This is a genomic window from Gordonia paraffinivorans NBRC 108238 (genome assembly GCF_000344155.1).
Lineage (GTDB): Bacteria > Actinomycetota > Actinomycetes > Mycobacteriales > Mycobacteriaceae > Gordonia > Gordonia paraffinivorans.
Genome location: NZ_BAOQ01000012.1, coordinates 81,823 through 107,657 on the forward strand (window position 1 = coordinate 81,823; position 25,835 = coordinate 107,657).

Annotated in this window: 27 protein-coding genes; 15 read left to right on the top strand and 12 right to left on the bottom strand. The window is 70.1% G+C overall.

Annotated features, from left to right (window positions below):
- Positions 1 to 3: 3 nt before the first annotated feature.
- Positions 4 to 1,218 (bottom strand): MFS transporter, encoded by a 1,215-nt coding sequence (locus tag GP2_RS06625; RefSeq protein WP_006899710.1) that lies wholly within the window; start codon positions 1,216 to 1,218, stop codon positions 4 to 6.
- A gap of 130 nt (positions 1,219 to 1,348) precedes the next feature.
- Between GP2_RS06625 and GP2_RS06630 the strand changes: the two genes are divergently transcribed.
- Both GP2_RS06630 and GP2_RS06635 read left to right on the top strand, forming a co-directional pair.
- Positions 1,349 to 2,539: an ATP-grasp domain-containing protein gene (locus GP2_RS06630; RefSeq protein WP_040526580.1), complete on the top strand. Its 1,191-nt coding sequence runs from the start codon at positions 1,349 to 1,351 to the stop codon at positions 2,537 to 2,539.
- Between the two features lie 127 nt (positions 2,540 to 2,666).
- Positions 2,667 to 4,202 (top strand): flavin-containing monooxygenase, encoded by a 1,536-nt coding sequence (locus tag GP2_RS06635; RefSeq protein ID WP_006899712.1) that lies wholly within the window; start codon positions 2,667 to 2,669, stop codon positions 4,200 to 4,202.
- Positions 4,203 to 4,227: 25 nt separating this feature from the next.
- Here the strand turns inward: GP2_RS06635 and GP2_RS06640 are convergent, their stop codons facing one another.
- From GP2_RS06640 to GP2_RS06650, 3 genes are read right to left on the bottom strand one after another with little or no spacing between them, the layout of a single operon-like run.
- Positions 4,228 to 4,944 (bottom strand): TetR/AcrR family transcriptional regulator, encoded by a 717-nt coding sequence (locus tag GP2_RS06640; protein ID WP_006899713.1) that lies wholly within the window; start codon positions 4,942 to 4,944, stop codon positions 4,228 to 4,230.
- 38 nt (positions 4,945 to 4,982) lie between these two features.
- Entirely contained in the window at positions 4,983 to 5,654 is a 672-nt protein-coding gene (locus GP2_RS06645; RefSeq protein WP_006899714.1) for an ABC transporter ATP-binding protein, read from the bottom strand.
- Positions 5,651 to 6,775 (bottom strand): ABC transporter permease, encoded by a 1,125-nt coding sequence (locus tag GP2_RS06650; protein ID WP_006899715.1) that lies wholly within the window; start codon positions 6,773 to 6,775, stop codon positions 5,651 to 5,653. The genes GP2_RS06645 and GP2_RS06650 overlap by 4 nt, the downstream gene beginning before the upstream one ends.
- A gap of 137 nt (positions 6,776 to 6,912) precedes the next feature.
- On the opposite strand from GP2_RS06650, the gene GP2_RS06655 reads away from it, so the two are divergent.
- Positions 6,913 to 7,935, top strand: coding sequence for a zinc-binding alcohol dehydrogenase family protein (locus tag GP2_RS06655; RefSeq protein WP_006899716.1), 1,023 nt, complete (start codon positions 6,913 to 6,915; stop codon positions 7,933 to 7,935).
- A gap of 89 nt (positions 7,936 to 8,024) precedes the next feature.
- Here the strand turns inward: GP2_RS06655 and GP2_RS06660 are convergent, their stop codons facing one another.
- Together GP2_RS06660 and ybaK are read right to left on the bottom strand one after the other, a co-directional pair.
- Positions 8,025 to 8,780 carry an SOS response-associated peptidase gene (locus GP2_RS06660; RefSeq protein ID WP_006899717.1) on the bottom strand — a complete coding sequence of 252 codons (756 nt, stop codon included), beginning with the start codon at positions 8,778 to 8,780 and terminating at the stop codon, positions 8,025 to 8,027.
- Between the two features lie 37 nt (positions 8,781 to 8,817).
- Entirely contained in the window at positions 8,818 to 9,312 is a 495-nt protein-coding gene (gene ybaK, locus GP2_RS06665; protein WP_006899718.1) for a Cys-tRNA(Pro) deacylase, read from the bottom strand.
- Positions 9,313 to 9,514: 202 nt separating this feature from the next.
- Between ybaK and GP2_RS06670 the strand changes: the two genes are divergently transcribed.
- Both GP2_RS06670 and rsrA read left to right on the top strand, forming a co-directional pair.
- Positions 9,515 to 10,450: a sigma-70 family RNA polymerase sigma factor gene (locus GP2_RS06670; RefSeq protein ID WP_083900206.1), complete on the top strand. Its 936-nt coding sequence runs from the start codon at positions 9,515 to 9,517 to the stop codon at positions 10,448 to 10,450.
- The gene (rsrA, locus tag GP2_RS06675; protein WP_006899720.1) at positions 10,447 to 10,743 is read left to right on the top strand and encodes a mycothiol system anti-sigma-R factor; all 297 of its coding nucleotides are present in this window, start codon (positions 10,447 to 10,449) and stop codon (positions 10,741 to 10,743) included. The genes GP2_RS06670 and rsrA overlap by 4 nt, the downstream gene beginning before the upstream one ends.
- A 103-nt stretch (positions 10,744 to 10,846) precedes the next feature.
- Here rsrA and GP2_RS22450 read toward each other — a convergent pair whose 3' ends face one another.
- The gene (locus GP2_RS22450; protein ID WP_109239415.1) at positions 10,847 to 10,921 is read right to left on the bottom strand and encodes a 50S ribosomal protein bL37; all 75 of its coding nucleotides are present in this window, start codon (positions 10,919 to 10,921) and stop codon (positions 10,847 to 10,849) included.
- Between the two features lie 154 nt (positions 10,922 to 11,075).
- Between GP2_RS22450 and GP2_RS06680 the strand changes: the two genes are divergently transcribed.
- Complete coding sequence (locus GP2_RS06680) at positions 11,076 to 11,303, top strand: biotin/lipoyl-binding carrier protein (RefSeq protein ID WP_006899721.1); 228 nt, start codon at positions 11,076 to 11,078, stop codon at positions 11,301 to 11,303.
- A gap of 34 nt (positions 11,304 to 11,337) precedes the next feature.
- Positions 11,338 to 12,843: a sensor histidine kinase gene (locus tag GP2_RS06685; RefSeq protein ID WP_006899722.1), complete on the top strand. Its 1,506-nt coding sequence runs from the start codon at positions 11,338 to 11,340 to the stop codon at positions 12,841 to 12,843.
- A gap of 144 nt (positions 12,844 to 12,987) precedes the next feature.
- Here the strand turns inward: GP2_RS06685 and GP2_RS06690 are convergent, their stop codons facing one another.
- Positions 12,988 to 13,242 (bottom strand): WhiB family transcriptional regulator, encoded by a 255-nt coding sequence (locus GP2_RS06690; protein WP_006899723.1) that lies wholly within the window; start codon positions 13,240 to 13,242, stop codon positions 12,988 to 12,990.
- A 510-nt stretch (positions 13,243 to 13,752) separates the two neighbouring features.
- Here GP2_RS06690 and GP2_RS06695 point away from each other — a divergent pair.
- Complete coding sequence (locus tag GP2_RS06695) at positions 13,753 to 14,955, top strand: MFS transporter (protein ID WP_006899725.1); 1,203 nt, start codon at positions 13,753 to 13,755, stop codon at positions 14,953 to 14,955.
- Here the strand turns inward: GP2_RS06695 and GP2_RS06700 are convergent.
- Entirely contained in the window at positions 14,874 to 15,809 is a 936-nt protein-coding gene (locus GP2_RS06700) for a diacylglycerol/lipid kinase family protein (protein WP_006899726.1), read from the bottom strand. The genes GP2_RS06695 and GP2_RS06700 overlap by 82 nt on opposite strands.
- 129 nt (positions 15,810 to 15,938) lie before the next feature.
- On the opposite strand from GP2_RS06700, the gene GP2_RS06705 reads away from it, so the two are divergent.
- A complete protein-coding gene (locus GP2_RS06705; RefSeq protein WP_006899727.1) occupies positions 15,939 to 16,403 on the top strand; it encodes a hypothetical protein in 465 nt (154 codons plus the stop codon).
- Positions 16,404 to 16,486: 83 nt separating this feature from the next.
- The gene (locus GP2_RS06710) at positions 16,487 to 17,290 is read left to right on the top strand and encodes a ParA family protein (protein ID WP_006899728.1); all 804 of its coding nucleotides are present in this window, start codon (positions 16,487 to 16,489) and stop codon (positions 17,288 to 17,290) included.
- A gap of 63 nt (positions 17,291 to 17,353) precedes the next feature.
- Here GP2_RS06710 and GP2_RS06715 read toward each other — a convergent pair whose 3' ends face one another.
- Positions 17,354 to 18,628 carry an Rv3212 family protein gene (locus tag GP2_RS06715; RefSeq protein WP_006899729.1) on the bottom strand — a complete coding sequence of 425 codons (1,275 nt, stop codon included), beginning with the start codon at positions 18,626 to 18,628 and terminating at the stop codon, positions 17,354 to 17,356.
- A gap of 12 nt (positions 18,629 to 18,640) precedes the next feature.
- A complete protein-coding gene (locus tag GP2_RS06720) occupies positions 18,641 to 20,299 on the bottom strand; it encodes a DEAD/DEAH box helicase (protein ID WP_040526560.1) in 1,659 nt (552 codons plus the stop codon).
- A gap of 311 nt (positions 20,300 to 20,610) precedes the next feature.
- Here GP2_RS06720 and GP2_RS06725 point away from each other — a divergent pair, with 311 nt between their 5' ends.
- Together GP2_RS06725 and GP2_RS06730 are read left to right on the top strand one after the other, a co-directional pair.
- Positions 20,611 to 21,303 (top strand): ferritin-like fold-containing protein, encoded by a 693-nt coding sequence (locus GP2_RS06725; RefSeq protein ID WP_040526562.1) that lies wholly within the window; start codon positions 20,611 to 20,613, stop codon positions 21,301 to 21,303.
- 123 nt (positions 21,304 to 21,426) lie between these two features.
- Positions 21,427 to 21,657 carry a DUF3107 domain-containing protein gene (locus tag GP2_RS06730; protein WP_006899732.1) on the top strand — a complete coding sequence of 77 codons (231 nt, stop codon included), beginning with the start codon at positions 21,427 to 21,429 and terminating at the stop codon, positions 21,655 to 21,657.
- 120 nt (positions 21,658 to 21,777) lie between these two features.
- Here GP2_RS06730 and fasR read toward each other — a convergent pair whose 3' ends face one another.
- Positions 21,778 to 22,461, bottom strand: a complete 684-nt coding sequence (gene fasR / locus GP2_RS06735) for an HTH-type transcriptional activator FasR (protein ID WP_006899733.1) — start codon at positions 22,459 to 22,461, stop codon at positions 21,778 to 21,780.
- A 66-nt stretch (positions 22,462 to 22,527) separates the two neighbouring features.
- On the opposite strand from fasR, the gene GP2_RS06740 reads away from it, so the two are divergent.
- The 3 genes from GP2_RS06740 (at position 22,528) to GP2_RS06750 (ending at position 25,770) form a co-directional block, all read left to right on the top strand.
- Complete coding sequence (locus GP2_RS06740) at positions 22,528 to 23,571, top strand: DUF3152 domain-containing protein (protein WP_006899734.1); 1,044 nt, start codon at positions 22,528 to 22,530, stop codon at positions 23,569 to 23,571.
- 100 nt (positions 23,572 to 23,671) lie between these two features.
- Complete coding sequence (moeZ, locus tag GP2_RS06745; RefSeq protein ID WP_006899735.1) at positions 23,672 to 24,850, top strand: adenylyltransferase/sulfurtransferase MoeZ; 1,179 nt, start codon at positions 23,672 to 23,674, stop codon at positions 24,848 to 24,850.
- A 65-nt stretch (positions 24,851 to 24,915) separates the two neighbouring features.
- Entirely contained in the window at positions 24,916 to 25,770 is an 855-nt protein-coding gene (locus GP2_RS06750; protein WP_006899736.1) for a TIGR02569 family protein, read from the top strand.
- Positions 25,771 to 25,835 lie beyond the last annotated feature (65 nt).

The window sequence follows — 25,835 nt, forward strand, 5'->3', positions numbered from 1 at the left end:
GCGTCAGCCGGCGCGCCGGACGGCGGCGACCGTCAGGATCAGCGACAGCAGCGCGAGCACCGCGGCGCCGGCGTTGAACACGATGCCCGCCTCCTGCAGCCCCCAGGCGCGGGCGGTGAGCCCTTCGCCGACGATGGGGATCGAGATGCCCACGTAGGCGACGACGAAGAAGGTGGAGGTGACCTCCGCGCGGCGGTCGTGCGGGGCGGCCGCCACCACCGAGGCCAGGCCCTTGGAGAACGACATGCCCTGCCCGATGCCGGAGACCATGGCCCCGGCGACGACCAGCGCCGCCGATGCGGTGACGAGGCCCGCGGTGGACAGGCACGTGCCGCCGATCAGGATCGCGCACCCCGCGACCAGCGCCGTGTCGGTCGGCATGCGGCGCACCACGATCTGCGTGACGGCACTCGACGCGAACACCGCGAACACCACCACCCCGGCGAAGGCGAGGTTGTCGATGCCGAGGATCGACGACAGGAACGTCGGCGCCACCCCGGTGAACGTCCCGGTGACCGCGAACCCGGCGAACGCCGCGATCGAGGCACGGGTGAACACGGCGCGCATGTCGGCGGGCACCGAGAGCCGCTGGATGCCCAGTCGTGCACCCGGTTTCACGGCGACGGTCTCGGTCAGGCGCCAGATCCCGGCGAAGGCGAGCGCCAGCAGCGCGAGGTCGACGGCGAACGGGGTGTGCAGCGGGGCGGGGGCGTACTGGGCGAGCACACCGGCGATGAGGGGACCCAGGCCGAGTCCGCCGATGTTGGCCGCGGTGGCGACCGCCGGTGCCCGTCCGCGCCACGACGGCGGGGCCAGTTCGATGATGGCGGTGGTCGCCGCGCCGGCGTAGATGCCGGCGGACATCCCCGAGATGACCCGGCCGATCAGCATCTGCCACACCGGGCCCGCGGTCAGGAAGACGACGGCGCTGACCGCCGACAACGCCGCCCCTGCGATGAGCAGGCGCCGACGCCCGACGACGTCGGACCAGCGGCCGAAGAGGATCAGCGCCGCGATGACACCGGCCGCGTAGACGGCGTAGATCACCGTCGTCGTCGCGACCCCGAAACCGAGCTGCTCGCCGTAGATCGCGTACAGCGGTGTCGGCATGGTGGTACCGAGCATGACGACCGCGAAGGCGTACACGGCGGCGACGAAGGACCGGGTCGTCGACGTGGTGGCCGAGGGCGTGGTCGGTCCGGCGGTTCGGGAATTCATGAGAAGGCCAAACTACTCCGGGGCCCTGTGCGCGGCCGTTCCGGGCCGTATTTGTGCCTGCGGGCGCGGATCCGTGCTGTCACGGCGGCGTCGTCCGATTCGACGCGGACACATGTTCTACTTTCGTCTCATGACGATTGCCGACCCCCGAATCCTGGTCACCACCTCCCGGATGCCCTTCGCCGTCGACGAGATCCACAAGCTCGGGCAGATGGGCCGAGACGTCACGGCCGCCGACACGTTCGCCTCGGCGCCGGGCAGCCACTCGCGCGGCGCGACTCGCCACATCGTGGTGCCGGCGCCCACCCAGCAGACCGAGGCGTTCATCGACGCGGTGATCGAGGCCATCGGCGAGTACGACGTCAACTGGCTGCTGCCGATGTTCGAGGAGGTCTTCTATCTCGCACGGCACCGGGACCGGATCGCCGCCGCGCACCCCGCTACGGAGCTGTTCTTCCCCGACTTCGACACCCTCGCCCGCGTGCACGACAAGGTCACCTTCACCGAGCTGTGCCGCGAACTCGGGCTGCCCGCCGCGGAATCGGTGACCGTCACCAGCCGAGACGAACTGCGCGAGGCCACCGGGCGCTGGCCGCACTGGTTCGCTCGCGCCGCATACGGTCGTGGCGGCCTCGACATCCTCACCAACACCGGCCCGCTGGCCGGGGAGTCCTCCGTCGACGACGTGACCCCCACCGCCGAGGACCCGTGGCTGGTGCAGGAGTTCCTGAAGGGCGTCGACCGCTGCAGCTGGAGCGTCGCCCATCACGGCGAGATCGTGCTGCACTCCTGCTACGAGCACCCGCTGGCGATCGACGACCGCGGCGGCATCGTCTTCCAGTCGGTGGACTCGCCCGAGTCGCTCGAGGCCGCCCAGAAGATCGCCCGGGAGCTGAACTGGCACGGGCAGATCAGCTTCGACTACCTGGTCACCGAGGACGGCGAGCACCACATGGTCGAATGCAACCCGCGTCCCACCGCCGGGTGCACCGTCGCCACCGCGGAGGAGTTCGACAAGGCCCTGTTCGATCCGGGCGAGCTGGTGGTCGTGCCCGCCGGACGCAAGAAGATGATCAAGGCGGCGGTGCTCCGCGACATCATCAAGCATCCGTCGCATCTGCGGAAGAACCTGGAGGCGGCCAAGGGCGCCACGGGTGTCTACGACCAGAAGCACGACCACCTGCCCCTGCTCTACTCGGCGCTGTCGCTGCAGCATGTCCTGGCCTACCGGCGCGAGCTCGGACTCGACCGCAACAAGGCCGAGGAGCTGATGGCGACCCAGTTCTTCGACGTGCTGTGGGACGGGACCGCCATCGCCTGATCGCGTTTGACGCCGGGGCGGTGGCCGGGAGCACGTCCGGTGACCTGGCCCGATGGGCGATGGGCGATGGGCGGCGGGTGTGTGCTAGATTACAGTAACTGCTGGTAACAGTTATTGGGGGTCAGTCATGCAACCCGCACGCCCAGGTCCCGGTCTTCCCGGTCCCGATGGTCCCGGTCGCGAGGTCCCGGAACACGAGGTGCTGATCGTCGGTGCCGGCTTCGGCGGGATGGGTGCGGCCATCGCGTTCAAACGCCTCGGCATCGACGACATCGCCATTCTCGAACGTGAGGACGACCTCGGCGGGACCTGGCACGTCAACCACTACCCCGGACTGGCCGTCGACATCGCGTCGGTGACCTACTCGTACTCCTTCGAGCCCAACCCGAACTGGTCGCGGCTGTTCGCCCCGGGCCCCGAGCTCAAGCGCTACGCCCACCACGTCGCCGACAAGTACGACCTCAAGCGCCACATGGAGTTCGGCGCCCGGGTCGACTCGGCGGCGTGGGACGACGACGCCCGGATCTGGCGGGTCCGTACCGCCGACGGCGCCGAGCGCACGGCCCGGTACCTGGTGACCGCGACCGGTTTCCTGTCCCAGCCGCACGTGCCGGATTTCCCGGGGCTCAAGAACTTCCGGGGAAAGATCCTGCACACCGCGGACTGGGAGGACGACTTCGACCTCACCGGCAAGAAGGTGGCGGTCATCGGCACCGGCGCGACGGCGGTGCAGCTCATCCCGGAGGCGGCGAAGGCGGCCGAGTCGCTCACCGTCTTCCAACGCACGCCGATCTGGGTGGTGCCCAAGGTCGACTTCCCGATCCCGCCGCCGGTGCAGCGCATGTTCCGGCGTGTGCCGCTCACCCAGAAGGCGGCCCGGGTGGTCAACACCTCGATGCTGGAGCTGCTCATGGTGGCCGGGGTCCTGCACCACAAGCAGCTCAAGCCGGGCAACAAGCTCGCCGAGTTGCTGGCCAAGGCACATCTTCGCGTGCAGGTCCGCGACCGGGAGCTACGGCGCAAGCTGACCCCGGACTACGACTTCGGGTGCAAGCGGCCGACCTTCTCCAACACCTACTTCGCCAGTTTCGCCAAGCCCCACGTCACCCTCCAGACCAGCGGCATCGCGCGGCTGGAACCCGACGCGATCCTCGCCGCCGACGGCACGCGCATCGAGATCGACACCCTCGTCCTGGCCACCGGGTTCAACCTCTGGGACGTGAACTTCCCGGCCTTCGAGATCACCGGACGGGAGGGCCGTGAGCTCGGGAAGTTCTGGCGGGAGAACCGCTTCCAGGCATACGAGGGCGTGACGGTGCCGAGGTTCCCGAACTTCGTCTCCCTGAACAGTCCGTACTCCTACAGCGGGCTGTCGTACTTCACCACCATCGAGGGGCAGATGAAGCACATCACGCGACTCTTCGGCGAACTTCGCCGGCGCGGGCGCGACACCTTCGAGGTCACCGAGGCGGCCAACGACGCCTTCCTCGACGAGATGACCGATCGCCTGCAGTCCTCGGTGTTCTACAACGGGAACTGCGCCACCTCGCGCAGCTATTACTTCAACCAGCACGGGGAGGCGACGCTGCTCCGACCGTCGTCGACCCTGCGCACGCTGCGTGAGATGGACTCGTTCCCGTTGAGCGATTACGAATTCCGGTGAGCCACTGCGAATTCCACCGGGTCGATCACCGATCCCGCTGGGGCGACCACGAATTGCCCGGGTCCGGCGCCGAGCCGGGGACGAGTCCGAGGTAGCCGCCGAGCAGGCGGCGGATCATCGCGAGGATCTCCTCGCGGACCGCGGCGATCTTCGGGTCCGCGGCGGGGGCTGGGGCGGAGTCGGTGCCGGTCTCCCGGGGCTCCTCGTCGTCAGAGTGCTCGTCGTCGGAGTGCTCGGCGCCGAGTGACCGGCAGGCCTGCAGGATCACCGAGTCGATGATCCCGGCGACCTCCCGCGGGTGCGACTCGCCGTGCGCGACAAGGGCCTCGACCAGGGGCTCCTGCAACTCGGCGTGGAATCGCTGCATCGGCTCCAGCAGGACGCTCGGGTCGACGACGCGTGCGAGCGCGTTGGCGACCGCCTGCTCGGAGCCGACGAACAGGTCGACGTTCGCGCAGATGTACGCCCAGATGCGGTGTCCCGGCTCGGACTCCGCGGACACGCGGTCGCCGACGAAGCGCCCCCAGCTCGGGAACAGATCGGCCACCACGGCCTCGAGCAACTCGTCGCTCGAGGAGAAGTACTGGTAGACGCTCGACCGCGCCAGGCCCACCCGCGCTCCGACCGCGGCGAGGCTCGGGGCCTTTCCGGTCTCGGCGAGGATGGCCTTGGCGCCGTCGAGGATCGCCTGCGTCTGTTGGCGGCGGTGCTCGGCGAGGGTGGGCGCCTGGATGCGAGGCAAACGCCCACCTCCTCAGCTCATTCGATCGGTCAAAACTGCTAGGACGACACCGCTTTCAGTGTTCCGTCGATCATCTCGTACACCTTGTCACAGTGTACGAGCACGTCCTGGTCGTGGGTCACCATGATCGTGGCGACGCCGTGCTCGTGCGCCTCGCGGGCGAGGAGCTCGACGATCTCGTGGCTGCGCCGGCGGTCCAGCGCGGCGGTGGGCTCGTCGACGAGCAGGACGTCGGGGCTGGTCACGAGCGCCCGGGCGATGCCCACGCGCTGCCGCTCGCCGCCCGAGAGCTGATGGGGACGACGCTTGGCCTTGTGGCTCATGCCCACGCTGGCCAACAGGTCGGCGGGCGACCGAGGGTTCTCGACCTTGCCGAACGTCAGCGGCAGCCGCAGCTGGTCCTCCACGGTGAGGGCGCCGAGCAGGTTGCCGCTCTGGAACACGAAACCGATGTGCTCACGGCGGATCCGGGTCAGCTCCTTCTTCGACGCGGTGCCCAGGTCGACGCCGCCGACGGTGACGGTGCCCGACGTCGGGGTGGTGAGTGCGCCGGCGACGGCGAGCAGGCTCGACTTGCCGGAGCCGGACGGGCCGACGATGGCGACGAACTCGCCGGGGGTGACGTCGATGCTGACGTCGTCGAGTGCGGTGACGACGTCCTCGCCGTCGCCGTGGACGAGAGTGACGTTCTTCAGGGACAGAGCGCTCATCGGTTGCCTCCCAGCGCGGTCAGGGGGTCGACGCGGGTGATGCGGAGAACCGCGACGGCGGCGCCGATCATTCCGAACAGGACCAGCAGGGTGCCGGCGACGGCGACCGATCCGGCCTCGAGTGCGAACGGCATGGGGGTCGAGCCGATGGCGGCGCCGATGCCCACGCCGATGCCGATGCCGACCAGGGCCGAGACGAGCAGCAGGATGAAGGACTGGGCGAGGGAGTCGCGCAGCAGGTAGCCGGTGGAGGCGCCCATGGCGCGCATCACCGCGATCTCCTGACGGCGCTGGATCGTCCAGACGGTGAAGAAGGCGCCGACGACGAGGGCCGAGATCGCGTACAGGAACGCCTGGATGAGCGACAGGGTCGACGTCTCGGCGGTGTAACCGGGCGAGGCGCCGAAGGACTCGTCGAGCGTGAGCGAGGTGGTGTCGGCGGCGGCGTCACCGGCCGCGAGGTTCACGTCCTTGCCCTTCACCGCGACCGCGGTGATGTCCTCGTAGACGCGCGGGGGGACCGGCTCGCCCGGACGCGCGCCGGCGCGGATCTCCTGCCACGTCTTCAGCGGCACGTAGGCGACGTCGACGTGACCGAAGGTGCTCTGGCCGTCGAGGACGCCGACGACGCGCAGCTGCGTGCCGAGCGGTTCGACCGTCACGACGTCGCCGATCTTCAGCCCGTTCTCCTCGGCGGTCTCGCTGATCACGATCTCGCCGGGAGCGCCCGAGAGGGACTCGCCCTTGGCCGCCTTCGGGTCGACGAACGATCCCGGCTCGACGCCGAAGAGGGCGAGGTCGATCTCGAGGCCCTTCTCGGTGCGGCCGTTGACGAGGGTGTTGCCGAACGGGGCCGCGGCCTCGACGCCCGGCTGCTCCTTCCAGGTCTCCACATCGGAGATCGGGACCAGCGAGCGGGAGAAGGCAGAATCGGTGGCGACGTCCTTCTGGAAGGCGAAGGAGGTCACCGGCAGCTTCTTGAGGCCGGAGACGCCGTCGTTGACGAGGCCCACGGACAGGCCGCTGAGCAGGACCATCAGGATCGCGATGAGCGCGACCACCGATCCCATCAGGGCGAAGCGCCCGCGGGCGAAGGACAGTTCACGGAGTGCGAGGAACACGTCACTGCCCTCGCTGATTTGCCGACAACATGTCGGAAAGTTTACCGACGCGATGTCGGAAAAACGAGTTCGTCAATGGTGAGACCGGTCGCACTTCACTCGCGTCGAGCCCGCCCGATCGGCGATAACCTCGGGGTATGCGCGCGTGGTCGGTGACAGAGCCGGGACCGATCGCCTCCCGGCCGTTGCAACTCGTCGACAAACCCGATCCGCGGCCCGGTCCGGGGGAGCTGCTGGTCCGGGTGCGGGCCTGCGGGGTCTGCCGAACGGACCTGCACGTCGCCGAGGGCGACCTGCCGGTCCATCGCGAGGGTGTGACGCCCGGACACGAGGTGGTCGGGGAGGTTGTCGAACTCGGCCCGGGTGCGCAGGGGTTCGCGCCCGGCGACCGCGTCGGCGTCGCCTGGCTGCACCGGACCGACGGCACCTGCGACCGCTGCCGCCGCGGCGCCGAGAACCTGTGCGCCGCATCGGTGTACACCGGGTGGGACGTCGACGGCGGGTACGCCGAGTTCGTCACCGTGCCCGGCGCGTTCGCCTACTCCCTGCCCGACGACGTCGACGACGTGTCGATCGCGCCGCTGCTCTGCGCGGGCATCATCGGCTACCGCGCGCTGCGGCGGACCGGCCTGCTCGATGCCCCCGAGTCGGGGCGCCCGCGTCGGCTGGGTCTCTACGGCTTCGGCGGTAGCGCGCACCTGTGCGCCCAGGTGGCGATCGCGCTGGGCATGGAGGTCCACGTGATGACGCGCGGCGAGCAGTCCCGCCGGCTCGCCGCCGAACTGGGGGCGGCGTCGGTGGGCGGCGCCTACGACGCCCCGCCGGTACTGCTGGACGCCGCGATCACCTTCGCACCCGTCGGCGAGTTGGTCCCGGTCGCGATGCGCGCCCTCGACCGCGGCGGCGTCCTGTCGATCGCCGGCATCCACCTCAGCGACATCCCGACGATCAACTACGAGCGGGAACTGTTCTACGAGAAGGAGATCCGCTCCGTCACCGCCAACACGCGGGAGGACGGGCGCGAGTTCCTGGAGCTTGCCGCCCGCCACGGCGTGCGGGCGACGACGCACGAGTACCCGATGTCGGAGGCCGACGCGGCACTCGCCGACCTCGAGGCGGGGCGATTCGACGGCGCCGCGGTGCTCGTCGCCCCGCGCTGAGGCCCACGACCTCGAGGTCCACATTGCTCGGTGTCCCGGACGGCACGGGTCCCTCCGAGCTCGATGCCACCGGCTTCATGGCGCCGGGTCTACACCGGCTCGATCAGCTCCGGGCCGTTGTTGGAGACCCGGTTGACCAGCGGTGCGACCTCGCGGATCTCGATCGCCTCGGCCAGCGGTTGCGGCGGCGGGGCGAACAGTTCGCCGGGCGCCGGGTGGTCCGGATCGAGCCAGTCGTCCCAGTTGTCGTACGGCATGATCAGCGGCATCCGGTCGTGGACCTCGCGCAGCCTGCCGACCGCGTCGGTGGTGAGGATCGTGCAGCTGAGCAGCGGGGGCGCATCGGTCCCCTTCGGGTGCCACACCGACCAGAGACCCGCCATGAACAGCCGCGTGCCGTCCTCGGGGGTCATGTAGAAGGGGATCTTCGTCGGCTTGCCCTTGGGGTCGAGGGGTCCCTTCTTCCACTCGTACCAGCCGTCCATCGGCACCAGGCATCGCTTGGACCTCACCGACGCGCGGAACGAACTCTTCTCCGCGGCGGTCTCGGCGCGGGCGTTGAACAGCAGCGGCCCCTTGCCGACCTCCTTGGCCCAGGGCGGCACGAGACCCCATCGCATCGCCCGGATGCGCAGGAGCGGATCGTCGTCGGGGTCGTCGGGGGAATGCCGCTTCACCACGGTCATCACGGTCGTGGTCGGCGCGACGTTGTAGTTCGGGCCGGGCGCGCGCGGGGTGGGGGAGTCGAGGTCGGTGGAGTCCTCGGGTTCGGGTACCTCGTCGACCGCGTCGATCTCGGCCGCGAGCTTCGCCGGGTCGGTGGTCACCGCATAGCGTCCGCACATGCCTCCATGCTGCCCCAGGCGTCCGACACCCGGCAGGTCAGACCGCGATGTCGGCGACCACGGCGTCGGTCACCGCGATCAGGTCGGCGGGTGCCAGCGCGATCTCGAGGCCCCGCTTGCCCGCGCTGCACAGGACACGGTCGAAACCGAGCGCCGAGGAGTCGACGACCGTCGGGAGCGGGGTCCGCTGGCCGACCGGCGAGACCCCGCCGAGCACATAACCGGTGCTGCGGGTGACGGCCTTGGCCTCGGCCATCTTCGCCTTCGAGGCGCCGAGGGCGGCCGCGGCGGCCTTCAGCGACAGCTTGCGGGGAACCGGGACCACCGCCACCGCCAGCCCGGGTCGTCGGCTGCCGGACAGCTCGACGACAAGTGTCTTGAAGACCTGTTCGGCGACGATCCCGAGTTCGACGGCCAGGTGGTCGACGGCCTCGGTGCCATAGGACTCCGACCGCGGGTCGTGGTCGTAGCGATGCACGGTGTGGACGATCTTCGCGCGTTCGAGGGCTGCGATCGCCGGGGTTGCCGCCATGGCCGGTCTCCTCGCTGGTCGCGGGTCGGGACTGCTCCGAAGGGTATGCGAGCACGGCGGTCGGCCGCCGCACGGCTTCGCGCGAGTCGATCGGGCGCGGCCCGCGAGGTTCCGGTCACGTCGGGAACAAACCGCCGGTCGGGTCCTGTTGTGAACGTTTGCGACGTGATGATCGTGAGCAACCGAGAGAGGTGGGACCGACGTGAGCGACACGGCCGTACTCGAGCGCGGGCCGCTGGCCGGCGCGACCTCTCTCGGTGAGTGGGCGGGGTCGGTAAGCTGGATCGGCAACGTCCCAGTGACGCCTCTGATCGAAGGGATCGTAGTGGCCCAAGCCCCAGCTGACGGAGCCCCATCTGACGGAGCCCCCGCCGACGGAGCCCCCGCCGACGGAGCTCCATCCGACGCCGACTCGGCCGACACCCGACCGGACACCGCGCCGGCCGGTCCGGACGCCGCCGGCCCCGCGGAATCCGCGAGCCCCGACGCGACGACCGACGACGTGTCCGACGGGAAGGGGGCGCCGCGGCGCGCCGACCCGTCCGAGAGCGCCGAGGAGCTGACCGAGCGTTTCGAACGTGATGCGCTGCCGCTCCTCGACCAGATGTACGGTGCGGCGCTTCGGATGACCCGCAATCCCTCCGACGCCGAAGACCTGGTGCAGGAGACCTACATCAAGGCGTTCACGGCCTTCGCGTCGTTCCGGGAGGGCACCAACCTCAAGGCGTGGCTCTACCGGATTCTGACCAACACCTACATCAACGGCTACCGCAAGAAACAGCGTCAGCCGGCCCAGTACCCGACCGACGAGATCACCGACTGGCAGATCGCGGCCACCGCCGAGCACAGCTCCCAGGGGTTGCGATCGGCGGAGATCGAAGCGCTCGACGCCCTTCCGGATGACGAGATCAAGGCCGCGCTGCAGGCGCTGCCGGAGGACTTCCGGATGGCCGTGTACTACGCCGACGTCGAAGGCCTGCCGTACAAGGAGATCGCCGAGATCATGGACACCCCCATCGGCACCGTCATGTCCAGACTCCACCGAGGACGCCGCCAGCTCCGCGAGCTGCTGGCCGACGTCGCCCGGGATCGTGGGTTCAACCGTTCGAAGACCACGGGTGCGGAGGTGGCGCGATGAGCGACATCGATCCGGAGGTCACCCAGCTCGACTGCTCGGCGGTCATCGCCGACGTCTGGCTCCTGCTCGACAACGAGTGCGACGAGAACGCCCGCAAGCGCCTCCAGGGCCACCTCGACAACTGCCCGTCGTGCCTGGCCCACTACGGGATCGAGCGGCAGCTCAAGGCCCTCGTCAACCGCAAGTGCGGCGGCGACCAGGCACCACAGGGTCTCAAGGACCGTCTGCGCATCGAGATCCGCAAGACCGTCATCGTCCACGAGTACGGCGAGCAGAACACCGATCCCCGCTGACGCGGGAACGGCGTCGAACACGAAAAAGCCCGGGCGGCCGAGAGGCCGTACCCGGGCGTTTTTCGCTTGGTGCTCGCTAGCCGAACCCGCCGTGAGGCGGAGATCAGGCGTTGGGGCGCTTGCCGTGGTTGGCTGCGCTCTTCTTACGAGCGCGCTTCTTGCGTCCGCGCTTTCCCATGACGCATTCTCCTTTGTTGCCGAATGGTGACATCACAGTGTCTCAGGTATTCTCCCACGTGCCAAAAACGCCCCGGCCACGGCCCCGGTGCGCGCGCCGGTCGCCGACCACCCGAGCCGTCGTGGGCGTGCGGACGGTGGGCTAACTTGGGTCCATGGCAGAAGACGTGGTCGCAGAGATCGTCGCGAGCGTCCTCGAGGTGCTCGTCACCCCGGGGCAGGAGGTCGAGGCCGGGGACACCGTCGTCCTGCTCGAGTCGATGAAGATGGAGATCCCCGTGCTCGCCGAGGAGGCGGGCACCATCGCCGACGTGCGCGTGAACGTCGGGGACGTGATCCAGGCCGGCGACGTCATCGCGACCTTCGACGATCCCACGGCCTAGCCGCCGCGCAGACCCGCGGAACCGGAGCCTCACCATGTCGACCCTTGCCGACCTCCTCGCCGAGCACACGACCCTCTCCGACGCGGCGGCGGCCCACCTGCAGCGCCTCGTCGCCGAGTGGCAGCTGCTCGCCGACCTGTCCTTCGCGGACCTGCTGCTGTCCGTGCGGACCGACGAGGGAGCGGTCGTCACCGTCGCCCAGTGTCGCCCGAACACGGCGTCGACCGTGTTCCCCACCGACGAGGTGGGTCGCGTCATCGACACGACGGCGCATCCGCAGGTGTTGCGCGCCTTCGAGTCCGACCGCGTGCTGCGCGACGAGGACCCCACCTGGTTCGGCGCGACCGCGATGCGGCGGGAGTCCGTTCCGGTGGGCTTCGACGGCGGCGTGATCGGGGTGTTGACCCGCGCCGTCGACCTCACCCACCCGCGACTGCCGTCGCCGTTGGAGCTCGCCTACCAGGACTCCGCCGACGACCTGTGCCAGATGGTGGCCGACGGGACCTTTCCCGAAGAGGAGGGCAATCCGCGCGGGTTGTCGACGCCGCGCGCCGGTGACGGATTCATCCGGCTCGACCGCAACGGGGTCGTCACCTACACCAGCCCCAACGCGCTGTCGGCGTTCCATCGCATGGGGTGGACGGCCGAACTCAGCAACACGCGGCTGTCCCACGTCGTCAAGCAGCTGATCACCGAGCCCTTCGAGGCCGACGACGTCGCCATGATGCTCGACATCGCCGCCGGGGCGATCGAGGTTCCCGCCGGGCCCTACCGCGACGTGGGCATGCGTGTGGAGGCCGACGCGCGACGGGCGACGGTGCTGATCCGCGCGGTCCCCCTGCGGCCGCGTGGCGAGGTGTCCGGCTCGGTGGTGCTCATCCGCGACGTCACCGAGGTCAAGCGGCGTGACCGGGCGCTGATCAGCAAGGACGCGACCATCCGGGAGATCCACCACCGGGTGAAGAACAACCTGCAGTCGGTGTCGGCGCTGCTGCGCCTGCAGGCCCGACGCACCTCCAACTCCGATGCCCGCGAGGCGCTCAACGAGGCCGTGCGTCGTGTCGCCTCGATCGCCCTGGTGCACGAATTGCTGTCCGGGAGCGTCGACGAGGAGGTGGACCTCGACGAGGTGGTCGACCGACTCGTGCCGATCCTCGTCGACGTGGCCTCCAGCGAGTCGCCGGTGCGGGTGCGCCACCAGGATCGCCTCGGGGTGCTCACCGCAGAACTGGCGATGCCGCTGGTGATGGTCCTCACCGAGGTGATCCAGAACGCCATGGAGCACGGCTTCCCGGGCGAGCCGAGGCCGGACGCCGAGATCGCGGTGATCGCCGAGCGAGATGTCCGGCACCTGCGAATCATGGTGCGCGACAACGGCTCCGGTCTCGCCGAGGATTTCGACCTAGGCACCTCGGATCACCTCGGGCTGCAGATCGTGAAGACTCTGGTCTCGATCGAGCTCGGCGGCGAACTCGACATCCGCCCCAATCCCGAGGGTCCGGGAACCGAAGTGGCCGTGGACATCCCGCTTCGCGGGTGACGAATACTCCTGCGAATCACGGTGGTTCGCGGAAGTGGTGTCGCGCGCGGTTGCACGCCGGCCGAGGGGCCGGGGACGAGGGCACGAAAAAACCCGGCCGGAGCCGGGTTTCTTCGAAGTCCGGTCGTGACCGGCTCGATGAGCCTAGACGCTGCTCCGGGTGCGCGTGCGAGCGGTGCGACGCTTCAGCGCGCGGCGCTCGTCCTCGCTCATGCCGCCCCAGACGCCCGCGTCCTGGCCGGTCTCGAGGGCCCAGGACAGGCACTCGGCGGTGACGGGGCACCGGGCGCAGACGAGCTTTGCGTCGGCGACCTGCGCGATGGCCGGACCGCTGGTTCCCACGGGGAAGAACAGCTCCGGATCCTCGTCGCGACAGATGGCCTTGTGACGCCAGTCCATTCCACTACTCCTTCAGGCGCGGCTGAGCGCACCACATCGTCAGTTGGTTGCTTGCTGCTTGTTGGCTGTTACTCACAATTCACGCGGGCGCACCGTATGTTTCCGCGCTGTTGCTTGTGAATGCTTTCACGAATTCAGCCGAAGTCAATGGTTCTTGGTTAACACGTGGGCAACATCACGTCGAGCGCCTACCACTTCGGCTCGCAGGAACCCCGAGGGGGTATGGACAGCGGGGTTGCTGCCCGTGTAGTAGCCTACGCGTCCCGCAACGGCGGTGTCGATGGGTTTCTGCAGGTAGAGCCCTTCTGTCTCGGAAATCGGCTGGTGACCAGGCCGGATCGTGTGCGTATAGTGGGTCACATGTTCCGACGGTGTTGATCCAGGCCACACCTCGAGGCAGGGTTCGGGGCCCGCTCGCGGCGCCTCTGGCCGGCCGCGACGGGTGCAGCGCTTTTCGAGGACCTGATCCCTCTTTATCCGCTGTACGCACTCCTGTTCGCCGATCCGACAGTGCCCGGCGCCGGCCTGTCCGGTGCGCAGATCTCCGCGTTGTTCGCTCTCTGGTCCGCGTCGACCGTCGTCGTCGAGGTGCCGACCGGGGTGCTCGCCGACCGATTCTCGCGTCGGTGGCCGATGGTCCTCGGTCCCTGCGTCACCGGCACGGGCTTCGCGCTGTGGGTCTTCGTCCCGTCCTTCGCCTCCTTCGCCGCGGGGTTCGTCCTCTGGGCCATCGGCGGCGCGTTGCGGTCCGGGACGGCGCAGGCGCTCGTCTATGACGAACTCGATGCCGAGGGGCGGGCGGGCGACTACGCCCGCTTTGCGGGGGCGATGCGCGCGGCCTCCGCGGTCGGCGTCATCGCAGGCACGGCGCTCGCGGCGCCGCTCTTCGAGTGGGGCGGCTACACGGCCGCCGGGGTGGCCGGCATCGTCTCCTGCGTCCTCTGCGCCCTCGCCTCGGCGGCCCTGCCCGAGTCGCGGCGCCGACGGTCCGAGCCCGATGGACGCGGCCCGGAGGAATCCGCGGAATACGGGGACCCCGACCCGGACCCGGGCGTCCGCGCCGTCATCGGCAGCGGTGTCCGGAGCCTACGGGGCCGGCCCGTCGCCCGTCGGCTCCTGCTGCTCGTTGTCGTGCTGACCTGGGTCGGGGCGCTCGACGAGTACCTGCCGCTGCTCGTCGGTTCCTTCGTCACGGGAACCGCCGGCGCCGCCTCCGCCGGGGGCGATGAGGGCGTCGCCGCGCCGCAGACGGTGGCCCTGCTGATGGTGGTCGTCTCGGTCGGTGACATCTGCGGGGCGCTCGCGGCCGGGCGTTTCCGCCGTCCGGCGGCGATCGGTCCGGCGGTGGCGCTCGCGGCCGCGATCCTCGTCGTCGTGTCGTTGTGGGGGCATCCGGCCGGCGTCGTCGGCGTGGCCGTCGCATTCGGCGTGTTCGGGTGGGCGCTGGTGGTCGCCGAGGCCGCGCTGCAGGACCGCTTGGACTCGGAGTCGCGCGCGACGGTCACCTCCCTCGCCGGGATGGGCGAGGAACTCGTCGCACTCCTGGCGTTCGCCGCCTGGGCGGCCGGCTCGGTCCGGTTCGACCCGCCGGTGCTGTTCGCGCTCGCCGCCGTCCCGTATCTCCTGGTGCCCTACCTGGCGTCGGCGGGAGCGATGACAGTGAGCGCGTCGCGTCGGTGGCGGAAGCGGATGTCGCGGAAGGCGCCGATGTAGTCGCCGTCCATCTGGACGTCGATGGGCGTCTCCGCGACGAACCGGACCTCGTCGACGTCGTCCTCGCGGTAGAGGTGGCCGGCCTTCGGATCTGCTTGTGCCAGAAGGCGAGTCGCCAGCGGGAGATTGCGGAGCACGCCGGTCGAGGTGGACACGAAGACGCCGAGGCCGGTGTCGAAGCCGGTGCTCGGGTTGGTGCGGATCTCGCGCGGCCCCAGGTAGGTCCACGGACTCGTGTTGGAGACGAAGCCGAAGCGCGCGCCGGTGATCCGGTCGTGGCCGGGGATCTCGACGTCGAACGTCGCCGCACTCCCGGCGTGGCGGAGGAAGCTGCTGACCGTCGTCCAGAGATACCGGGCGGGGGTGGCCGCCTTGCCGGCGTGGCGCTTGTCCTCCATCGCGTGCACCACGACCGCGTCGATGCCCATGCCGGCGTTGAAGAGGAACCATCGGTCGTCGGTGTGGCCGAGCCCGATCCGGCGGGTATGGCCGGCGTCGAGGAGGTCGATGATCTGCTGCGTCGCCAAGAGGGGGTCGGGGTCGATGCCGAGGGTTCGCGCGAACACGTTGGCGCTCCCGCCCGGGATCACCCCGAGCGCGGGGCGGGCGGTGGACGGGTCCGACGTCCCCGGGGGATCGAGCAACCCGTTGGTCGCCTCGTTCACCGACCCGTCGCCGCCGTGGACGACCACCGCGTCGAATCCCTCGGCCGCTGCCCGGGCCGCGAGCTCGAAGGCGTGGCCGCGGTGCGTGGTGAGCTCGACGTCGAGGTCGAAGTGCGCGCCGAGGGTGTGGACGAGGGCGTCACGCCCCGCCGGACTGGTCGCGGTGGCGAACGGGTTGACGATGAGCATGACGCGCACGACTCCCGAGGATATGGGTTGACAAAACGCCGGTGTCACCCGCCCACCGCGAGTCCGGGCGGGCGTGCGCCGCGGGGAGTGCCGATCGCGGCCGGACCGGCACCCAATACCCTGGGTCGGGTGAGCACGGAGAAGGATCGCCGGAAGAAGGACGAGACCGCCCCGGAACATTCCCCGGTGGCGTCGTCCGTGGATCCGGCCCCGCCGAGGCAGATCAAGATCGCCGGCGCGGTGACCTCCGTCCAGGGCCTCATCGGCGTCATCGTGGCGATCGTCCTGGTGATCCGCGCACTCGCCGGCCACGAGGAGACCGCCATCAGCGGATACGGCACGGCGGCCTGGTTCGGCATCATCTTCGGCGGCGTGCTCGTCGGCGGCATCGCGCTGTGGGCCGGGCGGCGCTGGGGGCGCTCGATCGCGCTGGTGGCGCAGATCCTGCTGCTGCCGGTCGCGTACTACCTCTACACCAGCGGGATCACCGTCGTCGCGGTGCCGATGGCGCTCGTCTCCGCTACGGTGCTCGTCATGCTCTTCAGTGGCCCGTCCGTCCGCTGGCTCGCCGGTGATTCCGACCCGGATCTCTGACGCGTCCGAGTTGACCCGCTCGTAACGGACACGGTCGTCTGTCGAGGGGCGATCGTGGAGCGGTCACCCGTACAGTAGGGCGCATGACGCGCATCCTCGCGATTGCCAACCAGAAGGGTGGGGTCGCCAAGACCACCACGGTGGAGTCCCTCGGAGCAGCGCTCGCCGACCTCGACGTGTCGGTGCTCGTCGTCGATCTGGACCCGCAGGGGTGTCTCACCTTCTCGCTGGGGCACGATCCAGACCAGCTGGAGACCTCGGTCCACGACGTGCTGCTGGGCGACGAGGAGATCACCGACGTCCTGCTCGACACCGAGGACAAGGTGACCCTGCTGCCGGCGACGATCGACCTCGCCGGGGCGGAGGCCCTGCTCCTCATGCGACCCGGCCGCGAATACGCGCTCAAGCGGGCCCTCGCCGAGGTCGCGGAGGACTTCGACGTCATCCTCGTCGACTGCCCGCCGTCGCTGGGCGTGCTCACGCTCAACGGGCTGACCGCGGCCGACGAGGTGATCGTGCCCTTGCAGTGTGAGACCCTCGCACACCGCGGTGTCGGCCAGTTGCTGCGCACGGTGCGCGAGGTCCAGCAGATCACCAACCCGAACCTGAAGATGCTCGGCGCGGTGGCGACGCTCTTCGACGCCCGCACCACGCACAGCCGCGACGTGCTCTCCGACGTCTCCGACCGGTACGACCTGCCGGTCCTCGATCCGCCGATCCCGCGCACGGTGCGGTTCGCGGAGGCCTCCGCATCCGGATCGTCGGTGATGCGCGGCCGCAAGAACAAGGGCGCCACCGCCTACCGTGCGCTCGCCGAGAACCTCTGGAAGCACTGGGACGCGGGCGAGGATGTGCGCACCTACGATCTGACGGCCCAGCAGTCCTGACCGGTCGGCGGTGCCGACGCCGCGAGACCCGTCCGGTGCCGCGGCCCCGAGGAGCGCCGGCGCTCAGGCCGGCCCGAACGCCTCGACGGTCCGTCCACGCTGCTCGACGACGGTGTCGCCGACGACCTTCAGGCTCACGACGCCGTCCGGGGGAGAACTGCGCTGCAGGGGGATCGACCGCACCTCGCGGCCGGTGGCCACGTCGCGCACGCTGATGCCCGCCACGCTGGGGAGCAGGAGTTGCCCGGCCATCACCTGACCCGGCCCGAGCGCGCCGGGGACCTGGTAGATCGGCCGCAGGCTCTGTGCGTCGAGCACGACCGTCGCCTTGCCGGTCCAGTACGTCACGACGCCGTCGCTCTCGATGGGCACGCTGTTCGCCGGTGGGGAGGCGTCGCCGGCCACCGTGTTGGTGCCCACCGCCACCGCGTCGGTGTCGAAGCGGCGGATCGCCGGGCCGCTGTCGTCACCGAACGACGGGGGTTCGGCCGGGTTCACCCCGCCGTCGTAGACGGCGATGCCCGACGACGACATCGCGATCAGCACCGGGGGCGGGCCGTTCACGTCGCCGGTGATGAGTGAGGAGCCGTACTCGCGGACCCGTTCCTCGTCGTCGAGGACGGCGCCGAGGACGGTCAGCCGGTAACCGGGGTCGCCCGCGCAGTGCTCGACGACCGCCAGGCGATCACCGCTGATCGCGGCCGAGAACAACCGGCAGTCCTGCCGCCGCGGATCGTCCTCGGGGCGCACCCGTGCCACGACGCGCCCGTATTCGATGCCGCGCACGAGGTTCGATCCCCAGGTCTCCAGGCGCTGCGGACCGCGGGCCACGACGTAGCCGTGGTCGCTGACGAGACGCAGTTCCTCGTCGGCGTCGCTCGTGCGGGCGCCTCGGCGCGCGCCGGTGGCCGCGTCGAGCGCGGTGACCTCCGAGCAGCCCCGCGAGTTGCGGTACACCGCGAGCACGGTGTCGGCGCTCGACGTCCAGGCGGTGTCCACCGCGCAGAGATCCAGATCCCGCGAGTACGACCAGACCTCGTCCCCGGTGCGCGGATCGCGCCCGACGACCGTGCCGCGGTCACCGGTGACCACGAGCGCCTTTCCGACCGCCGGTGCGACGGTCGCGTCCGACCCGGCGCTCCACCGGGCCGCGAAGCGCTCGGGGACCGCGGTGGCCGAGACGACCGGAGGCGGCTCGGAGGCGGCCTGGGTGCTCTGGGTGGCGCGAACCGGGCTGACGATCCAGGCGATCAGACAGAGCACGGCGACGGCCACGACGATGATCGCGGTGATCACCAGGTCGATGGGCCGTCGCCGCTCGGGTCGGACGCGTGCCACGCGCGGGCTGGGCTACTCGGCGGCTGCCGAGGCGGACTGTGCGGCCACCGGGGTCGCGTCGCCGCCGGAGCCGCCCTGCTCGCCCGCCGGCTTGCGGCCGCCGCGACGACGGCGACGACGGCGCGGCTTGGTGCCGCCCTCGCCACCGGACTCGGCGCCGTCGGCCTCGCTCTTCGCACCGGCCTTCTCCGCCTTCTCCGTCTTCTCCGCCTTCTCGGGCTTGTCGGTGCCGTGGGCGGCCTCGGTGCCGGCGGACTCGCCGGACCTGGCGTCGGCGTCGACCGGCCGGCCGCCGCGGGTGCGACGCCGCGTGCGGTTGGAGCGCTTGCGGGGAGCGCGCTCCTCGCGGGACTCGCGCACCTCGCTCGGGTCGCGCTCGGGCTTGGGGGCCACGACTCGGCCGGTGGCCGACTCGGGGATGTTCAGGTCCGCGCGCAGGTGCTCGGAGGTCGAGTAGGTCTCCACCGGCTCGGGCATGCCCAGGCCGAGGGCCTTGTCGATCAGCTCCCAGCGGTGCAGCTCGTCCCAGTCGACGAGCGTGACCGCGATGCCGGTGCGCCCGGCGCGACCGGTACGGCCGATCCGGTGCACGTAGGTCTTCTCGTCCTCCGGGCACTGGTAGTTGATGACGTGGGTGACGTCGTCGATGTCGATGCCGCGCGCCGCGACGTCGGTGGCGACCAGCACGTCGATGCTGCCGTCGCGGAACTTCTTGAGGGCCTTCTCACGCGCGACCTGGCCGAGGTCGCCGTGGACCGCGCCCACCTTGAACCCGCGCTCGGCGAGGTCGTCGGCGACCTTCTGCGCGGTGCGCTTGGTGCGCGTGAAGATCATCGTCGCGCCGCGGCCCTCGGCCTGCAGGATGCGGGCCACGAGCTCGGCCTTGTCGAGGGCGTGCGCGCGGTAGGCGAACTGGGTGGTGCGGTCGTGCACCGCCGAGTCGTTGGCGTTCTCCGCCCGGATGTGGGTCGGGCGGTGCAGGAACGTGCGGGCCAGCGTGACGATCGGGCCCGGCATGGTCGCCGAGAACAGCATCGTCTGGCGCGGCGTCGGCAGGGCGGCCATGATCCGCTCGATGTCCGGCAGGAAGCCGAGGTCGAGCATCTCGTCGGCCTCGTCGAGCACGAGGATCGCCACCTTGCCGAGGACCAGGTGGCCCTGCTGGGCGAGGTCGAGGAGGCGGCCCGGGGTGCCGACGACGACGTCGACGCCGGACTGCAGCTCGGCGATCTGCGACTCGTAGGGGCGCCCGCCGTAGATCGAGGTGATCTTCAGCATGCGGTTGGTGCCGTCGGCCAGGGTGACGTCGGTCTTGCGGGCGGCGATCTCGAGATCGCTGGTGACCTGGATGCACAGCTCGCGGGTGGGGACGATGACCAGCGCCCGCGGGGTGTTGTCCAGCGGGCGGATGCCCGACGCCTCGGCGTTGGCCAGGCGGTGGAGCAGCGGGATGCCGAAGCCGTAGGTCTTGCCCATGCCGGTGCGGGCCTGACCGATGAGGTCGTCGCCCTGCAGGGCGAGGGGGAGGGTGAGCTCCTGGATCGCGAAGGTCTGGGTCTTGCCGTCGTCGGCGAGGGCCGAGACGATACGCTCGTCGACGCCGAGCTCGGCGAACGTGGGGGCGGTGTGGGTGTCGTCGACGATGGTCGTCTGCACGGACGAATCGGTCATGTGCGGTTGTTGCCTTTCTGGCCAGTCTCTTGCGCGCACGGTTGGTTCCTGCGCGCACGAGGAAAGCTCGAAAGTGCGCGCGCAATGTCGTAGTGGCACCGGGGATTCGGCCGGGGTGTCGCGACACGGACTCGTTGTTCCCGCGACATTCGCGAGTGGTCTCCATCACATCCACACGGCCGCATCCACACGCTCGCTCCGGCGAACACGTGGGATCACGTGGCTACGCGGGCAGGCGCCGGGGGGTCCCGTCGGAGTGCACCGACACCGAGTGTACTTGGTATGCCGAGAACGGCCGCTACCATCACCTCATGGCGCCTGCATCCGACCCCTCTGAACAGAACCCGGTAGTCGCGATCGAGAACCAGGATCGAGCGGTCGGGAAGCTGTTCGCGGTGCTGCTCGCCGGCGAGTTCTCGGCCTTCCACCGGCTCATCGAGGAGTCCGCGATGGCCCCCGACGTGCCGAGCAAGATCGCCATCGCGCGCATGGCGGCCTCGGAGGTCGAGCACTTCGACCGGCTCGCCGAACGCGTCGAGGCGATGACCGGGCTCACCGCGGCCGAGGCCGTGGAGCGCTACCGCTCCGTGTTCGACCAGTACCACCGCGCGACCACCCCCAAGACCTGGTACGAGGCCCTCGTCAAGGCCTATGTCGGCGACGGCCTCGCGGCCGACTTCTACGTCGAACTCGCCGACACCCTCCCCACCGACTCCCGCTCGGTGGTGGCCGAGGTCATGGCCGAGACCGCCAACTCGCAGTTCGCGCGCGAGCAGGTCCGTTCCGCCGTCGAGCGGGACCCGTCGCTGAAGTCGCCCCTGGTGCTCTGGGGCCGGCGCCTGCTGGGTGAGGCGATCACCCACGCACAGTGGGTGCTCGCCGCCGAGGAGGAGGTCACCGACCTGCTCTTCTCCGGGGCGTCGTCGCTGTCGGGCATCGCGACCTTCTTCGACGCGGTGGCCGTCAAGCACGCCGAGCGCATGGCCGACCTCGGACTCGCCTGACCTGCTCCGCCCGCGCGAGGACCCTCGGCGCTTTTCGCTGACAGCGGAGCCGGTGAGTGCCACCCGGTCGGCTGGACTAGCCTTGTGCGGCAAGCGTTGTTCCAGACTCGAGGAGGGCCGCACATGGCCGTGGAAGTGAAGATCGGCATCACCGAGAGCCCGCGGGAGCTGATTGTCGCGACGCCGCTGACCAGCGACGAGGCCTACAACGAGGTCGAGGCCGCACTCGCCGGCAGCAAGGAGCTGCTCACCCTGGTCGACGAGCGGGGCGCCCGCTACATCGTCCCGGTGACCAAGATCGCCTACGTCGAGGTCGGAGCCGCGGAGAACCGCCGCGTCGGATTCGGTTCCTGACGCGCCGGCGGCCCGCCGACGGCCGCCGCCCGACGACACACGACGAGGGCCCTGCACCCATCCGGTGAGCGATCACCGATCGGGTGCAGGGCCCTCGTCGTGTGCTTGGCTGGGTGCGGTTCAGGCCTCGGCGCCGGTGTCGGCGGCATCCGACCCCGGCTCGGCATCGGACCGGGCGGGGTTCTGCCGCGGGAAACCGGACAGGCCGCCCCACAGCAGGGCGACGGTGGTCTCCACCGCGGACTGCTTGTCCACCGGCCGTTTCGCCTCGAGCCAATAGCGGGCATTGACCTGGCTGGCGCCGACGAGGCCCGAGGCCAGCATCCGCGACCGGTACGGGTCGAGGCCGGAGTCGTGCATGACGAGTCCGTACACCGCGTCGACGCAGGCCTCGGTGGCGCCCTCGACACGGCGGATCACGGCCGGGTCGGAGGCGTCGGAGGAGAAGATCAGGCGGTAGCCGGAGTTGTCCTGGTCGATGAAGTCGAAGAACGCCTGCACCGCCGCGCGCACGCGCTGGTGGTTGTCGGTGGTGGTGCGCAACGCGGTGTTGACGTCGTTCACCAGCTTCTCGGCGTGGGAGTCCACGACGGCGATGTAGAGGTCGAGTTTGGACGGGAAGTGCTGGTAGAGGACGGGCTTGCTCACTCCCGCGTGCACGGCGATCTCGTCCATGCCGGCGGCGTGGTAGCCGCGCTCGACGAAGATCTCGCTGGCCGCGTCGAGCAACTGCATGCGCCGTGCGCTGCGGGGCAGGCGCGTACTGCGCCCGGGAACGGCGGACGCGTTGGTTGCGGTCGACATGCCCAAGAGACTACTCGGGAGACCTTCCTCCGCAGTATCGGTGGTGCGCTGTGAGAAAGTAGGTCCGTGAGCCGCACTCAGGAGGGTGGCCCCGCCCCGGACACGGGCCGGGTTCGCACCAAGGATGCCGGCCCGAGACCGTCGGGACGGCCGAGGCCGGACCAGCCGCTTCGCGCGCGCTGGGACCCGACCGACGACAGCGGTCGCCCCCGCGTCGATCGCGACTCCCAACCCGAGTACAAGAAGCAGTCGGCGCTCGGCCGATTCGTCTCGACCTACGGCTGGCGCGCCTACGCCATCCCGGTCCTCATCGTCCTGACCATCGCCCTCATCGTGGTGACCGTCCGCGACGCAGGCGGCGACGGTCTCGCGGACACCGCGGCGGTGAACCCCGACTCGGCGGCCCGCAACACCGACATCAGCACCGAGACCCGGCCGATCGGCGCGCCGGTCGGCGACATCCAGGCCGCGGCGCTTCCCGCCGGCACGCTCCCGCAGGGCGGACCGTTCACCGAGCAGGGCCGCAAGACCTTCCGCGTGCTCCGCGGCGCCGGGGAGAAGGTGGGCACCGGCGGCCAGGAGTACACCTACACCGTCGAGGTGGAGAACGGACTGAATCCGCAGGACTACGGCGGCGACCCGACCTTCGCGAAGATGGTCGACACGACGCTGGCCAACCCGCGTAGCTGGATAGGGGACGGGCGCGTCAGCTTCCGGCGCATCGACCGCGGCGAACCCGACCTGCGGATCACGCTCGTCTCATCCGGCACCACGCGCGAGCTGTGCGGATATCAGATCAAGCTCGAGACGTCGTGCTTCTATCCGCCGCAGGCGCGGGTCGCGCTCAACGAGGCGCGGTGGGTCCGCGGCGCGCTGTCGTACCAGGGCGACGACATCGCCTACCGCCAGTACCTCGTCAACCACGAGGTCGGCCACGGCATCGGCTACGCCGACCACGAGCCGTGCCGCGAGAACGGGGCGCTGGCCCCGGTGATGATGCAGCAGTCCTTCGGCGTCGCCAACTCCGAGATCATGGCGCTGGACCCGGACATGGAGGCCAATCGATCCTTCGTGTGCCGACCGAACCCGTGGCCGTTCCCCACCAAGTAGGAACGCGCGCCGGTCCGGGAATGCGCGCCGCGTCGGGGTGGTTGACCCAGTCGTCACGTGTACAACCATTTTCTGGAGGCGTCAGGTGTCACAAGGTCCGGTGACCGGTTCGCTGCCACCGCTGGTGGAGCCCGCGGCGGAGCTGAGCAATGAAGAGGTGGCCCGCTACAGCCGTCACCTGATCATCCCGGACGTCGGGATGGACGGGCAGAAGCGGCTCAAGAACGCCAAGGTGCTGGTCATCGGCGCCGGCGGACTCGGCTCGCCGACGCTGCTGTACCTCGCCGCGGCGGGTGTGGGCACCATCGGCATCGTCGAGTTCGACATCGTCGACGAGTCGAACCTGCAGCGCCAGGTCATCCACGGGCAGTCCGACATCGGACGCCCGAAGGCAGAGAGCGCGCGGGACTCCATCCTCGAGATCAACCCGTTCGTCACGGTGAACATCCACGACCAGCGCCTCGAACCGGAAGGCGCGGTCGAGCTGTTCTCGCAGTACGACCTGATCCTCGACGGCACCGACAACTTCGCGACCCGCTACCTCGTCAACGACTCCGCGGTGCTCGCGCACAAGCCCTACGTCTGGGGCTCGATCTACCGCTTCGAGGGGCAGGCGTCGGTGTTCTGGGAGGACGCGCCGGACGGCCGCGGCATCAACTACCGCGACCTCTACCCGCAGGCGCCGCCGCCCGGCATGGTGCCGTCGTGCGCGGAGGGCGGCGTGCTCGGCATCCTCTGCGCGTCGATCGGCTCGATCATGGGCACCGAGGCCATCAAGCTCATCTGCGGCATCGGCGAGCCGCTGCTGGGCCGCCTGATGGTCTACGACGCCCTCGACATGACCTACCGGACGATCCGGATCCGCAAGGACCCCGACCGCGAGCGCATCACCGAGCTCATCGACTACGACGATTTCTGCGGCGTCGTCTCCAACGAGGCCGCCGAGGCCGCGGCGGGGTCGACGATCACCGCCGTCGAACTCAAGGAGAAGATCGACGCGGGGGAGAAGCTGGCCCTGATCGACGTGCGCGAACCCGTCGAGTGGGACATCGTCCACATCGACGGCGCGACACTCGTCCCCAAGGGCGAGATCCTCTCCGGCGAGGGTCTGGCGAAGATCCCGCACGACCGTCCGACGGTCCTGTACTGCAAGACCGGGGTGCGGTCCGCGGAGGCGCTCGCGGCTCTCAAGCGCGCCGGTTTCGCCGACGCGACCCACTTGCAGGGCGGGGTCACGGCCTGGGCGAATCAGGTGGACAAGACCCTTCCCGTCTACTGAGGCGATTCGCGCGCGACACCGCGTGCCTCGTCCACTCGCCGCCGGGCGCTCGCTAATCTGGCCTGGTGAATACCGTCGAGCCGCCCGTACATGTGCTGAACACGTTCGGGCTCACCGCGCATCCACCTGTCGCCCTCGGCGACTCCTGGATCGGTGGGTGGCGCGTCGGTGAGGTCGTGCTGTCGCTGGTGCCCGATCACGCCCGTGCCGCCTGGTCGGCCTCGGTGCGCGAGACGCTGTACGTCGAGGGCCTGCGCATCGCGCGCCCGTTCCGCGCCACCGACGGCCGCTACGTCGTGTCCGGGTGGCGGGCCGACACCTACATCGCCGGCAACCCCGAGCCCCGCCACGACGAGGTCGTCCTCGTCGCCGACCGCCTGCACGAGGCCCTCGCCTCGCTCGAGCGCCCGCGATTCCTGCTGCAGCCGCCGGCCCCGCCGCACACCGATGTCGACGTCTTCACCGCCGCCGACCGCGCCGCGTGGGAGGACGTGCCGTTGCGGTCGGCGCGGGCGGCGGGGATGGCCGAACCGACCTCGCCGGACGGCGTGCAGAGCGTCGAGATGCTCAAGACGCTCGCGAAGCTGCGCAAGCCGGTGGACCTGCCCTCCCAGGTGGTCCACGGAGACCTGTTCGGCACCGTGCTGTTCGCCGGTGCCGCGGCGCCGGGCATCACCGACATCGTCCCGTACTGGCGGCCTGCCCCGTGGGCGGCGGCGGTCGCGGTGGTCGACGCCCTCGCGTGGGGCGGCGCCGACGCCGAACTCATCGACCGCTGGTCCGATCAGCCGGAGTGGCCGCAGATGATGCTGCGGGCGACCATGTTCCGGCTGGCCGTCCACGCCCTGCACCCGCGCTCGACCTCGGGGGCGCTACCCGGTCTGCAGCGCGTGGTCGAGCTGGTGCGTCTACTCGTATAATCCCAGCTCACAGCGGGTATTTCGGGTTCGTGTGAGTTCTCACAGGGCCCGCGTGGCGAAGTGAG

Bases quoted from the DNA above. Each gene is read 5' to 3' on its own strand.
- GP2_RS06635 (WP_006899712.1), top strand. From the start codon at position 2,667: ATGCAACCCGCACGCCCAGGTCCCGGTCTTCCCGGTCCCGATGGTCCC.
- GP2_RS06690 (WP_006899723.1), bottom strand. From the start codon at position 13,242: ATGGACTGGCGTCACAAGGCCATCTGTCGCGACGAGGATCCGGAGCTG.
- GP2_RS06720 (WP_040526560.1), bottom strand. From the start codon at position 20,299: ATGACCGATTCGTCCGTGCAGACGACCATCGTCGACGACACCCACACC.
- GP2_RS06655 (WP_006899716.1), top strand. From the start codon at position 6,913: ATGCGCGCGTGGTCGGTGACAGAGCCGGGACCGATCGCCTCCCGGCCG.
- rsrA (WP_006899720.1), top strand. From the start codon at position 10,447: ATGAGCGACATCGATCCGGAGGTCACCCAGCTCGACTGCTCGGCGGTC.
- GP2_RS06700 (WP_006899726.1), bottom strand. From the start codon at position 15,809: ATGCTCATCGTCAACCCGTTCGCCACCGCGACCAGTCCGGCGGGGCGT.
- GP2_RS06645 (WP_006899714.1), bottom strand. From the start codon at position 5,654: ATGAGCGCTCTGTCCCTGAAGAACGTCACTCTCGTCCACGGCGACGGC.
- GP2_RS06710 (WP_006899728.1), top strand. From the start codon at position 16,487: ATGACGCGCATCCTCGCGATTGCCAACCAGAAGGGTGGGGTCGCCAAG.
- GP2_RS06725 (WP_040526562.1), top strand. From the start codon at position 20,611: ATGGCGCCTGCATCCGACCCCTCTGAACAGAACCCGGTAGTCGCGATC.
- GP2_RS06660 (WP_006899717.1), bottom strand. From the start codon at position 8,780: ATGTGCGGACGCTATGCGGTGACCACCGACCCGGCGAAGCTCGCGGCC.
- GP2_RS06685 (WP_006899722.1), top strand. From the start codon at position 11,338: ATGTCGACCCTTGCCGACCTCCTCGCCGAGCACACGACCCTCTCCGAC.
- GP2_RS06630 (WP_040526580.1), top strand. From the start codon at position 1,349: ATGACGATTGCCGACCCCCGAATCCTGGTCACCACCTCCCGGATGCCC.
- GP2_RS06680 (WP_006899721.1), top strand. From the start codon at position 11,076: ATGGCAGAAGACGTGGTCGCAGAGATCGTCGCGAGCGTCCTCGAGGTG.
- GP2_RS06625 (WP_006899710.1), bottom strand. From the start codon at position 1,218: ATGAATTCCCGAACCGCCGGACCGACCACGCCCTCGGCCACCACGTCG.
- GP2_RS06730 (WP_006899732.1), top strand. From the start codon at position 21,427: ATGGCCGTGGAAGTGAAGATCGGCATCACCGAGAGCCCGCGGGAGCTG.
- ybaK (WP_006899718.1), bottom strand. From the start codon at position 9,312: ATGGCGGCAACCCCGGCGATCGCAGCCCTCGAACGCGCGAAGATCGTC.
- fasR (WP_006899733.1), bottom strand. From the start codon at position 22,461: ATGTCGACCGCAACCAACGCGTCCGCCGTTCCCGGGCGCAGTACGCGC.